Here is a 13,207-nt window from a genome sequence, read left to right as displayed (position 1 = left end):
GGGCGAAGTTGGTTTAGACCATTGCGGTATAGACCAATACACTGCCACTGTGCACTGTCGCGTGCACGGACGCTCGGAGGACCATCAAATGGCAGGACGGCTCATCGCAGGAGGCAGACTCGTCACCGCGGAAGGCGTGGTGGACGACGGCTGGCTGCTGGTCGAAGACGGCTACATCTCCGCCCTCGGCAGCGGTGAGCGTCCGCGCGCCGACGAGACGGTCGAGGCGGACGGCGCCTGGGTGGTCCCCGGTTTCGTCGACATCCACTGCCACGGCGGCGGCGGCGAGCCGTTCATGAGCACCGACCCGGCCAGGGCCAGGGTCGCGGTCGACACGCACGCCCGCAGGGGCACCACCACGCTGCTGGCCAGCCTGGTCTCCCGCCCGGTGGACGAGCTGGTCGAGCAGATCTGCGCGCTGCGCGAGCTGGTCGAGGACGGGCTGCTGGCAGGCGTGCACCTGGAGGGCCCGTTCCTGTCCGCGGCCCGCTGCGGCGCGCACGACCCGAACATCCTGCGCGCACCGGACACCGACTCGGTGGCGACCCTGCTGCGCGCGGGCCGGGGCGCGGTCCGGATGGTCACCCTCGCCCCCGAGTTGGAGAACTCCGTCAACGCGGTCCGCCAACTCCTCGACGCGGGCTCGATCGCGGCGATCGGGCACACCGACGCCACCGAGGCCCAGGTCATGCCCGCGGTCGACGCCGGGGCCACCGTCGCCACCCACCTGTTCAACGGCATGCGCCCGCTGCACCACCGCGAACCCGGCCCGATCGGGGCGCTGCTCGACGACGAGCGGGTGACCGTCGAGCTGATCTGCGACCTGGTGCACCTGAGCCCCACCATCGTGCGGCTGGCCGCCAAGCACGCCGGCCTCGGCCGGACCGTGCTGGTCACCGACGCCATCGCCGCGGCGGGCGTCGGCGACGGGTCCTACGACATCGGCGGCCTGGAGGTCGTGGTCAAGGACGGCGTGCCCACGCTGGCCGGGGGGACCTCGCTGGCGGGCAGCACGCTCACCATGGACGTCGCTTTCCGCAACCTCGTGCAGGGCTGCGGCCTGTCGGTCCCCGAGGCCGTCGCCGCGACGTCGACCCGCCCGGCGGCGCTGCTCGGCCTGGCCGACACCACCGGCAAGCTCGCCAAGGGCATGTCCGCCGACCTGGTCGTGCTCAACGCGGGACTGCACGTCGACTCGGTCATGCGCAGGGGCTCCTGGGTGGGTTAACGTCGCGGCATGACCGCGGCCGACCCGGAACGCCTGCTCACCGACGCGCTGCGCGCGCAGGCGGCCAGGACGCCGATGGCCGACGTGGTGGACGACGACACCGAGATCTTCGCCGCCGCCCGGGCCGAGCAGGACCTGCCGCCCCGGGCGTGGTGGGTGCTGGGGCTCGCGCTGCTGCTCGGGCTCGCCGCGGGGTCGCTGGTCGGTTTCCTCACCCTGCTGCGCTGACCCACCGGTACCGCCGATCCCGCGAACGACACTGTGCGTGATCGGCGGCCCTGCCAGGACAAACCCGGCACAGCCTGCTCAAAGACCTGCCCTGTACCTTGTCCGAGTGCGCGCAGACCTCCCCGTGAACCAGGCACTGCTACCGGACTGGCTGAGCCCGGAGGTCATCCTCACGAGCCTCGGTCCGTACCTGCTGCCGGTGCTCTGCCTGATCATCTTCGCCGAGTGCGGGCTGCTGCTCGGCTTCTTCCTGCCCGGCGACTCGCTGCTGTTCACCGCGGGCCTGTTCGTGGCGATCGACAAGATCCCGACCCCGCTGTGGCTGATCTGCGTGCTGCTCACCGCCTGCGCGTTCCTCGGCAACGTGGTCGGCTACTACATCGGCTACAAGGTGGGTCCCGCGCTGTTCAACAAGCCGGACTCCAAGCTGTTCAAGCAGGAGCACGTGGCCAAGACGCACGTGTTCTTCGAGAAGTACGGCCCGCGGGCCATCGTGCTCGCCAGGTTCGTGCCGGTCGTGCGCACCTTCATCACCGCCGTCGCCGGTGTCGGCCGGATGGACCAGCGCAAGTTCTTCACCTACTCGGCCATCGGCGGCGTGATCTGGGCGACGGGCCTGACCGTGCTCGGCTACTTCCTCGGCCAGATCCAGTTCATCCACGACAACCTCGAGGCGATGCTGGTCCTCATCGTGCTGATCTCGGTGCTGCCGATCATCTTCGAGGTGCTCAAGGCCCGCCGCGAACGGAAGCACGCAGCGGGCCCGAGCAACTAGCGGCTTACACCGCCGCCCACACGTGCTGGGCGGCGGTCACCGCAGCGGCCTGGTAAGGCGGCAGCGGCCTGCCCTCCTGGACCACCTCGATCGGCCACTTCTCCTGCCGGGACACCCACAGCCGCGAGCTGATCGCGTTGTGCGCCCGCAGCTCGTCCGCGCCGGGTGGCACCTGCACCAGGTACACCCAGGTCGCCGGGTTCGCGGCGTCGGGCAGCGGCTCGCGCCACACCCGGCGCACCCCGCGCCCTCCGGTGCCCGCGGCCTCACCCGCGATGACCCGGTCGGCGCCGGTGGGGTCCGGTGCGTCGGCTGGTCCGGTGGGGCTGAACTGGTAGGCGGGTGGCGGCGCGGTCGCCACCACGGCCACCTCGGCCAGCTCCGGGTCGTGGGGGTCGTCGAGCAGGCGGCGGATCAGGTCGGCCTCCTCCTCGGTGATGCCGACCCCCTCGTACTGCAGGTTCAGCAGCAGCGAGGAGCGCGCCATCTCCTCCTCGCCTGCGAAGAACTGGGACTGGACGACGCTGACGACGTCGTCGGTGAGCCTGCCGGAGAGGCGTCGGCACACCTCGGTGGCAGTGGCGTGCTGGGGTTGGTCCATCGTGTCGAACCGTCACTTCTCGTTGTCCGGGCCGTGGTCGAACTCGGTCACCCGCCCCCCGAGGTGAGACGCCGAGGTCCGGACAACTGTAGTGAGAGCGGCCGCCGCGCAGGGCGTCATCGGGCCGTCGTCAGCCCTTCAGCCCAAGTCGAACATCGAGCCGGGGTTGAACAGGTTCCCCGGGTCGAGCGCGGCCTTGATGGCGCGGTGCGCGCGCAAGGCCACCGGGCCGATCTCGCGGGCGAGCCACTCGCGCTTGATCTTGCCGACGCCGTGCTCGCCGGTGATGGTGCCGCCCAGGCGCAGGCCGAGGTCGAGGATGTCGGCGAAGGCGCGCTCGGCGCGGGCGAACTCGTCGGCCGAGGCGGGGTCGTAGACGATCGTGGGGTGCATGTTGCCGTCGCCTGCGTGGCCGACGACGGCGATGCGCAGGTCGACCTCGGCGCTGATCCGCTCGCAGCCCGCGATCAGGTCGGTGATCCTGGTGCGCGGCACGCAGACGTCGTCGGTGAGCCAGGCGCCGTAGGTCTCCAGCGCGGTGAGCACGGCCCGCCGCGCGGTCAGCAGCAGCGCGCCCTCGGCCAGGTCGACGGTGGTGTGCGCGAGGGTGGCGCCCGCGTCGAGGCAGATCCGCTCGATGGCCGACAGCTCCTGCGCCGCCGCGTCGCCACCGGCGTCGGACTGGCAGATCAGCAGGGCCGCGCTGCCCCGGCCCGAGCCGAGCTCGGTCTTGAGGTGCGCTTCGACGGCGGCGATGGAGGTGGCGTCCATGATCTCCATCAGCGACGGGACGATCCCCGCCCGCACGACCCGGGTGACCGCGGTGCCCGCGGCCGAGGTGGTGTCGAAGGCCGCGACCAGGGTGCCGGGGGCTTGCGGCAGCGGGCGCAGCGCGAGGGTGGCCCGGGTGATCACGCCGAGGGTGCCCTCGCTGCCGACGAACAGCTTGGTCAGGTCGTAGCCCGCGACGCCCTTGACCGTGCGGCGGCCGGTGTCGAGGACCTCGCCGTCGGCGAGGACCACCCGCAGGCCGAGCACGGAGTCGGTGGTGACCCCGTACTTCACGCAGCACAGGCCGCCCGCGTTTGTGGACACGTTGCCGCCGATGGTGCACCAGTCGTAGCTCGACGGGTCTGGTGGGTAGAACAGGCCGTGCTGCTCGACCGCGGCGCGCAGGTCGAGGTTGACCACGCCGGGCTCGACGACCGCGAGCCGGTTGTCCGGGTCGATCTCCAGGATCGCGTTCATCCGGGTCATCACCAGCACGACGCAGCCCTCGATGGCGTTGGCCGCGCCGGAGAGCCCGCTGCCAGCGCCACGCGGGACGATCGGCACACCGTGCTCGGCGCACGCCCGGACCACGGCCTGGACCTGCTCGGTCGTCCTGGGCAGCACCACCGCCAGCGGTGTGCCGAAGGGGGCGAGCGGCATCATGTCCCGCTCGTAGCCGGGCAGCACGTCGGCGTCGGTGATCACCCCGTCGTGGTCGAGGACCGACCGGAGCCGGGCAAGCAACTCCGTGGATGTCACCGAGGCGTGCACATCGGCAACCGTAGGCGATCGTCCTACCGCTGACCTACAGTTGATGTGTTGGGTGTCACTGTCGATGCCGGGTCGGGGGTGTGGGATGGCCGAGCTACCGGGGCCGAGTGTGCAGGCCAGGGCGCTGGCGCGGTACCTGCGCACCTGCGCGCGCCCGGTCGCCGAGCGGCTGCGCCTGCGGGGCGGCCAACTGCGGGTGGTGCGGGAGGCATTCGACACCATCGGCCTGACCCCGCTGCCCAGGGGCACCCGGGTCCGCGCGGTGTCCGAGCCGCACGGCTACGGCGACGTGACCGGGCTGATGCTGACCGCGCGGGACGCCGATGAGCGGGCCGGGGTGGTGCTGTACCTGCACGGCGGCGGGTTCGTGCTCGGGTCGCTGCGCAGCCACCGGCACATCGCGGCGGCGTTGTCGCAGACCAGCGGCCTGCCGGTGCTGCTGCTGGACTACCGGCGCGCCCCGGAGCACCCGTACCCCGCCGCGGCCGACGACGCGCTCGCCGCGTTCCACTGGCTGCTCGACCAGGGCTACTCGGCGGACCGGATCGTGCTGGCTGGCGACTCCGCGGGTGGGCACCTGACCGCGGGCCTGCTCGCGGCGCTGACCAGGGAACGCGCGGCGATGCCCGGCGCGGTCGTGCTGCTCTCCCCGTTCCTGGACCTGACCTGCGCGCGGCTCGACGAGCAGGACGCGCTGTGCCGCGACCCGTACATCCCGCCGGACCGCGCGCGCGAGGTCGCCGCGATCTACGCGGGCGACCTGGGTGTCGACCACCCGCGGTTGGACGTGCTGCGGGGGTCGATGCGGCGCTGGCCGCCGACGCTGGTGCACGTGGGGGACGCGGAGTGCCTCTTAGCCGACGCGCGCCGCCTCGCCGACGCGATGGCGTCGGCGGGCGCCCACTGCGACCTGCGGGTGTGGCCGGGCCAGGTGCACGTGTTCCCGGCGTTCTACCCGATCGTCCCGGAGGGCCGGGTGGCGCTGCGGCAGGCGGGCGAGTTCCTGCGCGGGGCCCTGGTCAGGACCCTCGCCGCCTGAGAGTTGCACCTCGGGCCGAGCAGGAACATGCTTGGCCACCGCAACCAGTTGTGTCGATCAGGGCTGCCCGCCGCCAGGCGGGCCCACCAGCAGCACACCAGCTAGGGGAACCAGCATGACCGCAGCGACGGCCGAGAACACCCCGGCCAAGCACGCCGCGCCGACCGGGGCAGGTCTGACCCACCGGCAGATTCTGGTGATCATGTCGGGGCTGATGCTCGGCATGTTCCTCGCCGCGCTGGACCAGACCATCGTCGGCACCTCGATCAGGACCATCGCCGACGACCTCAACGGGCTGAGCCTGCAGGCGTGGGCGACCACGGCGTACCTGATCACCTCGACCGTCTCCACCCCGCTCTACGGCAAGCTGTCCGACATCTACGGCCGCAAGCCGTTCTTCCTGACCGCGATCTCGCTGTTCATCATCGGGTCGCTGGCCTGCACGCTGGCCACCTCGATGTACGAACTCGCCGCGTACCGGGCGTTCCAGGGCCTGGGCGCCGGTGGTCTGATGTCGCTGGCGCTGACGATCATCGCCGACATCGTGCCGCCGCGGGAGCGGGCCAAGTACCAGGGCTTCTTCCTGGCGGTGTTCGGCACCTCCAGCGTGCTCGGCCCGGTCATCGGCGGCTTCTTCGCAGGCCAGGGCGAGATCCTGGGCATCACCGGCTGGCGCTGGGTGTTCCTGGTGAACGTCCCGATCGGCATCATCGCGCTGTTCGTGGTGATGAAGGTGCTCAACGTCCCGCACGAGCGCCACGACCACCGCATCGACTACTTCGGCGCGGTGTTCCTGTCGGTCGCGGTGGTGCCGCTGCTGATCGTCGCCGAGCAGGGCAGGGAGTGGGGCTGGGAGTCGCAGCGCTCGCTGCTCTGCTACGGCATCGGCTTCGTCGGCCTGGTGGGGTTCCTGCTCGTGGAACGGGCGATGAAGGACGAGGCGCTGATCCCGCTGCGGTTGTTCCGCACCTCCACCTTCGCCATGACGATCATCGCGGGCACCATCCTGGGCATCGGGATGTTCGGCGGGATCACCATGATCCCGCAGTACCTGCAGATCGTGCGCGGGTTCACCCCGACCGAGGCCGGGCTGATGATGGTGCCGCTGATGCTGGGCATCATGTTCGCCTCGGTGGTGTCCGGGCAGATCACCTCGAAGACCGGTCGCTACAAGGTCTTCCCGATCATCGGGTCGCTGCTGCTGATCGCCGGGCTGCTGCTGTTCCACCTCGTCGACGTGGACACCCGGATCTGGCAGCCGATCGTCTACATGGTGGTGTTCGGCCTCGGCCTCGGTTTCTGCATGCAGACGCTGACGGTGGCCGCGCAGAACTCGGTGGAGATGCGCGACATGGGTGTCGCGACGGCGGCGATCACGTTCTTCCGCCAGCTCGGTGGCACGCTCGGTGTCGCGGTGTTCCTGTCGCTGCTGTTCAGCACGGTCGCCGACAACATCGCCAACGCGTTCCGCTCGGCGGCGGCGAACCCGCAGTTCCAGGCGGCGCTGGCCGACCCGGCGGTGCGCGCGAACCCGGTCAACGACCCGGTGTTCGCGGCGCTGCGCGGCGGGGGTGGCGGCGGCGTCCTGCAGGACTCGTCGTTCCTGCAGCAGATCGACCCCCGGTTGGCGCGGCCGTTCCAGGAGGGTTTCGTCGAGTCGATCCAGTTGGTGTTCCTGGTCGGCGCGGGCGTGATGGTGCTGGCGTTCCTGGTTTCGGTGTTCATCAAGGAGATCCCGCTGCGCACCGGCGCCTCCCCCGCGGCGATCATGGAGGGCGGCGAGGCGCTGCTGCCGGACGAGGCCAAGGAGAGCCTGGCCTCGGTCGAGGAGGACGAGCCCGAGGTCGACGCCAAGCCGGAGACCAACGGGAGCGCGGAGTCCAACGGGCACAACGGGTACCACGCGTCGGAGCCGACCGCGCTGCGCGGCGAGCTGGTCGGGTTGCGCGGGCAGGTCCGCCACCCGGACGGGTCGGTGGTGGCGGGTGCGGCGCTGACGCTGCTCGACCCGGGCGGCAGGCAGGTCAGCCGGGTCGGGTCCGACGGCACGGGGGAGTACCTGCTGGACGCGCCGAACCCGGGGTCGTACGTGCTGATCGCCTCGGCGCCGGAGCACCAGCCGAAGGCGACCACCGTCAAGGTCCGATCCGGACAGTCCACACTGGACGTCGTGCTGGCCGGGGCCACGGTGGTGCACGGGTTCGTGATGACCGCGGACGGGCACACCGCGGTCGGCCTGGCCCAGGTGACGCTGACCGACCCGCTCGGCGAGGTCGTGGAGACCCAGTCGACGGCATCGGACGGCAGCTTCCGGTTCGTCGGCGTGCGCCAGGGCGAGGCGACCCTGGTCGTGGTGGCGGACGAGTTCCAGCCCGCCGCGATCCCGCTGGCCGTCCCGGACTCCGGACCGCTGCGCCAGGACGTCGAACTCGTCGGCGCCGCGGCACTGGAGGGCATGGCGCGCACCGGCGACGGCACCGTGGTGCCGAACGCCCGGATCACCGTGCTCGACTCCTCCGGCGAGGTGGTCGCGGTGACCAACACCGACGAGTCCGGCTGGTACTCGATCGACGCACTGGCCGAGGGCGATTACACGGTGATCGCCAGCGGGTACTCACCATCAGCGCACGAGGTGAGCCTGCGCCGCGGCGACGCGGGCACCCGCGACGTGGTCCTCGGCTACGACGAGTGGAAGTAGCCGAGCACGAGCAGGCCGAACAGCAGCAGGTCGGGACCGCGCAGCACTGGGAACGGCGAGCGAGACGAACGGGAGACCGAACAGCACGACCGTGGTCGCCCACAACGCGGCGGCCACGGTCAGCACGGCGAACTTGAGCGCCCGGGTGTTAGGGACTGCGGCGACAACAAGAACCGCCAAGACAGCCTTCAGCGCTACCGGTCCGGCGAACAGAACTCTGCTAGGGCCAGTAGGAACGGTCCCCATAGCTCTACCCAGCAACCGGCGACGGGGCAGCCGATCACGATCGTGGTGGTCGTCCCACGCGAGTTGGGCGGGGTTGGTCCAGACAGGTCAGGCCGAGTAGTACAAGCAGGACCAGCGCGGAGTCGGACAGGCGGGAGAGCCGCCGCCTCACAGGGTGATGACCTCGTCGGCGACCGCGTTGACCAGTGGTGGGAAGTGGCTCGCCAGCACCACCGCCGACCCGGCGCCCTTGGCGGCGTTGACCATCTGCTTGAGCCAGTCCCGCCCGGCGGCGTCCACCGCGCGCTCCGGCTCGTCGAGCAGCAACACCTTGTGCGGCTTGGTGAGCGCGCCGAGCAGCAGCAACCGCCTGCGCTGTCCCGCCGACAGCCCCCGGGCGGGCACCTCGGGCAGGTCGTGGGCGGGTTGACCGCCGCCGAGCAGGTCGAAGTGCTGGGCGGGGGTGAACTCGTCGAACAGCGCCGAGTCGTCGAGCAGGACCGAGACATCCCGGCGGAACGCCACGTCGGTCTCGTCCGGGGTGTGGCCCGCGACCTCGACCGTGCCCTCGGTCGGGTCTTGGAGGCCGTAGAGGCACCGCAGCAGGGTCGACTTGCCCGAGCCGTTCTCCCCGGTCAACGCCAGGCAGCTGCCCCGGGTGACGGCGAGGTCGAGGTCGCGGAAAAGCCACCGCTCGTCGCCGACGAGCACGCCGATCCCCCTGGCGGAAACGATCACATCCGACACACCGGGGCAACGTCCGGGCGCACCGCGGGGTTCCGCACCATCGAGTGAGTACCGCTGGCGTTTCGCCTCAGCCAAGGGTCGGTGAATACGGCGTGGATCGTCTGCGCGGTAGCCGTTCGCCGCCGTACCCTACGGCCGTGAACACCGCACTCGGCGTGCTCGAATCGGCAGGCCCACTGCTGGTGTGGGCCATCGTGCTCGGATTCGTCTTCGCCGAGTGCGCCTTCATCGTCGGCCTCTTCCTGCCCGGCGACTCGCTGCTGTTCGCCGCGGGTGTGGTGCTCGCCCAGCACGACCACGAGCACCAGGCGTGGTGGCTGTCCGGCACGGCGACCGTCGTCGCGGTCGCGGGCAACCAGCTCGGCTACTACATCGGCGCCAAGGCGGGCCACGCGATCATCACCAGGGTCGGTGGGCGGGTGCTCAACCAGCACAACCTCGACCGCGCCCGCGACTTCCTGGACCGGCGCGGCTTCTTCGCCATCGTGGTCGCCCGCTGGATCCCGTGGATCCGCACGCTGGCCCCGCTGGTCGCGGGCGCGGCGAAGATGGACGCGCGCCGCTTCGCCCTCGCCACCACGGTCGGCGGCATCGCCTGGGTGCCGACCCTCGTGCTGCTCGGCTACTACGCGGCGGGCCTGCTGGAAGACCTGCCCTGGCTCCAGACGGTGGCGGTGGTCGGCAGTATCGCGTTCTTCGTCGGCGGGACCGTGTGGGGGATCTGGCGCTACCGGCAGGAGATGCGCAGGCCCGTGGACACGGTGTCAGTCACGGAATAGCCGGTTACCCCACCACGGCAGGGCAGGCCAAGACGAGGCGGATGCCGTCCGGGTCGCGTAGTGCGACGCCGTCCGGCGTGTCGGAGTAGGGGACCCCGTACTCGGTCAGGCGCGCGGGCCAGGTCCCGGTGTCCGGCACGGAGAAGGTCAGGTGGTCGAGGCCGGGGCGGCACTCGTCGAACGGGGCGTGCGCGCCGTGCGGGTGCTGGACCAGGGTGAGGGTGACGCCGAGACCCCGCAGCCGGACCGTGCTCTGCCCGCCGTCGTGGTCGGTGCGGCTCTCGGTGGCGAACCCGAGCACGCGCTCGTACCAGGGGACGCTGCGGTCCACATCGGTGACGGTCAGGGCGATGTGGTGGACGCCGGTCAACGCGGACATCGACTATCCGTCCTTCCTTGACCCGTTCGGGGGCGGGCCGTCCGCCATAGTGCCCCAGCCGGGTGACGCCTTGGCTACTGCTTAGTCGACCTTTCGAACAACGAGGTTTGCCAACGAGGTGGTCCCGGCGACGAGCCGCGCGTTGCGCTCGTCCGAACCGCCCGTGCGCGCCGTCGCCTCCGCCGGGGTCCGGCCGTAGGCCATATGGCGTGCTCGAAGCCGGTCCCGGCGGACGTCATCGCCCGGGTCGACGAACCAGGCGTCGGCCAGCAGCAGCCGCACCCCCGGCCACAGCAGCAGGTAGTTCCCCTCGGTCACCACGAGGGGAACATCACACCCGATCGGGACGGCGTTGGCGATCGGCTCCTCGATCTCGCGGCGGAACTCGGGGGCGTAGACGACCGGGTCGGTGTTGGCCAGCAACCGGCGCAGCAGGTGGACGTAGCCGTCGGCGTCGAAGGTGTCCGGGGCGCCCTTGCGGTCGGCGCGGCCGAGGCGCTCCAGCTCGGCCTGGGCCAGGTGGAAGCCGTCCATGCCGACCAGCGCGGCCCGCCAGCCGAGCGCGTCGACCAGCCGCCGCGCCAGGGTCGACTTGCCCGCGCCCGGTCCACCGGCGATGCCGAGGATCCTGCGGTGGCCGGGCACCGCGAGAGCGGTGGCACGGGCCACTAGCGCATCCCAGTGCATGGGCGCTACCTCCCGGTATGTAGTGTGCCCGCAAGCGTTTGCCCCCCGAGCTGGAGCGTGCACGCAGTGGCCACTATGGAGGACGTCGCCAAGCTGGCGGGGGTCTCGATCAGCACCGTCTCACACGTGGTCAACGAGACCAGACCGGTGGCGGGGGCGACCCGCGAGCGGGTGCTCGCCGCCATCGAGTCGACCGGGTACACCGGCAACGCCATCGCCCGCTCCCTGGTCACCGGCGGCACCAAGTCCATCGGGGTGGCGATGTCGCTGCTGGCCAACCCGCACCTGCCGCAGCTCATGCACGCCATCGACGCCGAGGCCACGGCGGCCGGGTACACCGTGCTGCTCGGCGACACCCTCGACGCCGAGGACGGCGAGCGCGCGGCCGTGCGCAAGCTGCAGGCCCGCCGGGTGGACGGCATGCTGCTCACCCCGGCACCCGGCGACACGTCCACTTTGGAGCAACTGGCCCGCACCGGGGTGCCTGCCGTGCTGGTGGACCGGGTGTCGCACAAGATCAAACTGGACCAGGTCGGCCCGGAGAACATCCAGTCCACCTCCACCCTCGTGCAGCACCTGGCCACCGCGGGGCACCGCAGGATCGCCTTCATCAGCGGCGTCGAGTGGATGAGCGCCAGCGAGGAGCGCACGCTGGGCTACCGCCTCGGCCTCGGCCGCGCGGGCCTGCGCTGGGACTCCAACCTCGTCGCGGGCGGCGGCGCCTCCCACGAGGACGGCGTCCTCGCCATGCGCCGCCTGCTCACCGTGCCCGAGCGCCCCACCGCCGTCATCACCGGCAACGGCGCCATGACCGCGGGCGCCTACCGGGAGGCCCGCGCGCACGGCCTCACCATCGGCACCGACCTCGCGATCACCGGCCACGACGAGGTCGACTGGGCCGAGTTGGTCAGCCCGGCCATCACGACCATGACGCACCCGGTCGACGAGATCGGCCGCACCGCCGTCCGCCTGCTGCTGGCCCGGCTGCAAGACCCCACCAGGGCGCCGGAGACGATCCTGCTGGCGCCCACGCTCAACCACCGGTCCTCCTGCGGCTGCCGGGCAGCCTGACCGGCGCTCAGTCCAGGGTGAACGGGTCGTAGGTGATGTGGTCGAGCGGCGTGCCCGCCACCAGCATCCGCGACACGGTCGACCGGATCATGGTCGGCGAGCCTGCCACCAGGACCTCGCGGTCCTCCCAGGTGCCGTGCTTGGTGACGATGTCGGCCAGCGTGCCCTGCTCGAACCCGACCGCCTGCTCCTGCTCGAGCACCGGGGTCACCGTCAACCACGGGTTGGACGCGGCGATGTTCTGCAGGTGCGGCAGGTCGTAGAGGTCGCTGCGGACCCGGCCGCCGTTGAACAGGTGGACCCGGGGGTTGTCGCCCCACTGGGCCAGGTCCTCGACGATGGCGCGCATCGGCGCGATGCCGGTGCCACCGGCGATCATCAGGATGTCGCGGCCCGCCTTGCGGTCCACGCTGATGCGGCCCATCGGCGGCCCGATCCGCCAGGTGTCGCCGACCTTGGCGTGCGCCACGATCGAGCGGCTGACCCAGCCGTTCTCCACGCCGCGGATGTGGAACTCGAGGATGCCGTCCGAGCGCGGGGCGTTGGCCGGGGTGAAGTAGCGCCACAGGCGGGGCCGTTGCGGCACCTCGACGCTCACGTACTGCCCCGGGTGGTACGGCACGGGGAAGTCCGGTTGCACGCGCACCACCGCGAGGTCCCAGCCGAGGCGCTCGTGGTCGACGATGCGGGCGGGCCACGACGCGGGGCCGTCGTCGGCGGCCGCGGCGTCGAGCATGGCGCGGGCCATGATCGTGTACGCCTCGGCCCACGCGCGCTCGACCTCGTCGGTCCACGCCTCACCGGAGAAGCGCTTCACCGCGCCGATCAGCGCGCTGCCGACCGCCTCGTAGTGGGAGCTGACCACACCGAACTTGCGGTGGTCGCGTCCGAGTTGGTTCAGGAACGGCGCGAGGTCGTCCGGGCGGTCGACCATCTGCACCACGTGCACCAAGGCGCGCAGCAGCCTGGAGCGCTGCACCTGCATGTTCGCCGGGAACATCTCCCGCGCGCTTGGCTCGATGCTGAACAGCATCCCGTAGAAGAACTGGGCCACCTGATCGGCCTGCGGTTCCACCGCCGCGAAACTCTGCCGCACCAACCGCACCATGTGGCTGACGGCGGTGGGCGACTCGATTCGGTACTGCGAGGCCGGAATGGGGCTCACCACTGCGTTGGCTGTCATGATCGGGGTGTCGACTCCACCTCTC

Annotated in this window: 13 protein-coding genes; 7 read left to right on the top strand and 6 right to left on the bottom strand. The window is 71.2% G+C overall.

Features of this window, described 5'->3' with window-relative positions; all coding sequences use genetic code 11:
• Positions 1 to 88: 88 nt before the first annotated feature.
• From nagA to CLV68_RS04235, 3 genes are all read left to right on the top strand, one after another.
• A complete protein-coding gene (nagA, locus tag CLV68_RS04245) occupies positions 89 to 1,228 on the top strand; it encodes an N-acetylglucosamine-6-phosphate deacetylase (RefSeq protein ID WP_121389251.1) in 1,140 nt (379 codons plus the stop codon).
• 9 nt (positions 1,229 to 1,237) lie between these two features.
• Positions 1,238 to 1,456, top strand: coding sequence for a hypothetical protein (locus CLV68_RS04240; protein ID WP_121389250.1), 219 nt, complete (start codon positions 1,238 to 1,240; stop codon positions 1,454 to 1,456).
• A gap of 106 nt (positions 1,457 to 1,562) precedes the next feature.
• A complete protein-coding gene (locus CLV68_RS04235) occupies positions 1,563 to 2,231 on the top strand; it encodes a DedA family protein (protein WP_121389249.1) in 669 nt (222 codons plus the stop codon).
• Between the two features lie 4 nt (positions 2,232 to 2,235).
• On the opposite strand, the gene CLV68_RS04230 is transcribed toward CLV68_RS04235, so the two are convergent.
• Entirely contained in the window at positions 2,236 to 2,832 is a 597-nt protein-coding gene (locus tag CLV68_RS04230) for a hypothetical protein (protein WP_121389248.1), read from the bottom strand.
• A gap of 138 nt (positions 2,833 to 2,970) precedes the next feature.
• Positions 2,971 to 4,374: an FAD-binding oxidoreductase gene (locus tag CLV68_RS04225; protein WP_425454815.1), complete on the bottom strand. Its 1,404-nt coding sequence runs from the start codon at positions 4,372 to 4,374 to the stop codon at positions 2,971 to 2,973.
• Positions 4,375 to 4,459: 85 nt separating this feature from the next.
• Between CLV68_RS04225 and CLV68_RS04220 the strand changes: the two genes are divergently transcribed.
• Complete coding sequence (locus tag CLV68_RS04220) at positions 4,460 to 5,413, top strand: alpha/beta hydrolase (protein ID WP_170224065.1); 954 nt, start codon at positions 4,460 to 4,462, stop codon at positions 5,411 to 5,413.
• A 115-nt stretch (positions 5,414 to 5,528) separates the two neighbouring features.
• A complete protein-coding gene (locus CLV68_RS04215) occupies positions 5,529 to 8,111 on the top strand; it encodes an MFS transporter (protein WP_121389246.1) in 2,583 nt (860 codons plus the stop codon).
• A gap of 393 nt (positions 8,112 to 8,504) precedes the next feature.
• Here CLV68_RS04215 and CLV68_RS04210 read toward each other — a convergent pair whose 3' ends face one another.
• On the bottom strand, positions 8,505 to 9,083 hold the full coding sequence (locus CLV68_RS04210) for an ABC transporter ATP-binding protein (protein ID WP_246009658.1): 579 nt from the start codon (positions 9,081 to 9,083) through the stop codon (positions 8,505 to 8,507).
• Between the two features lie 137 nt (positions 9,084 to 9,220).
• On the opposite strand from CLV68_RS04210, the gene CLV68_RS04205 reads away from it, so the two are divergent.
• On the top strand, positions 9,221 to 9,862 hold the full coding sequence (locus tag CLV68_RS04205) for a DedA family protein (protein WP_121389245.1): 642 nt from the start codon (positions 9,221 to 9,223) through the stop codon (positions 9,860 to 9,862).
• Between the two features lie 4 nt (positions 9,863 to 9,866).
• On the opposite strand, the gene CLV68_RS04200 is transcribed toward CLV68_RS04205, so the two are convergent.
• Entirely contained in the window at positions 9,867 to 10,241 is a 375-nt protein-coding gene (locus tag CLV68_RS04200) for a VOC family protein (RefSeq protein WP_121389244.1), read from the bottom strand.
• Positions 10,242 to 10,322: 81 nt separating this feature from the next.
• Complete coding sequence (locus tag CLV68_RS04195) at positions 10,323 to 10,991, bottom strand: nucleoside/nucleotide kinase family protein (protein WP_281274629.1); 669 nt, start codon at positions 10,989 to 10,991, stop codon at positions 10,323 to 10,325.
• Between the two features lie 12 nt (positions 10,992 to 11,003).
• Between CLV68_RS04195 and CLV68_RS04190 the strand changes: the two genes are divergently transcribed.
• A complete protein-coding gene (locus CLV68_RS04190; RefSeq protein ID WP_121389242.1) occupies positions 11,004 to 11,999 on the top strand; it encodes a LacI family DNA-binding transcriptional regulator in 996 nt (331 codons plus the stop codon).
• Positions 12,000 to 12,006: 7 nt separating this feature from the next.
• On the opposite strand, the gene CLV68_RS04185 is transcribed toward CLV68_RS04190, so the two are convergent.
• On the bottom strand, positions 12,007 to 13,107 hold the full coding sequence (locus CLV68_RS04185; protein WP_121390953.1) for an FAD-binding oxidoreductase: 1,101 nt from the start codon (positions 13,105 to 13,107) through the stop codon (positions 12,007 to 12,009).
• Positions 13,108 to 13,207 lie beyond the last annotated feature (100 nt).

It is taken from the genome of Actinokineospora cianjurensis, from assembly GCF_003663795.1.
Lineage (GTDB): Bacteria > Actinomycetota > Actinomycetes > Mycobacteriales > Pseudonocardiaceae > Actinokineospora > Actinokineospora terrae.
The sequence above is the reverse complement of the archived record's forward strand: the minus strand, read 5'-3'. Positions and strand labels throughout refer to the sequence as shown.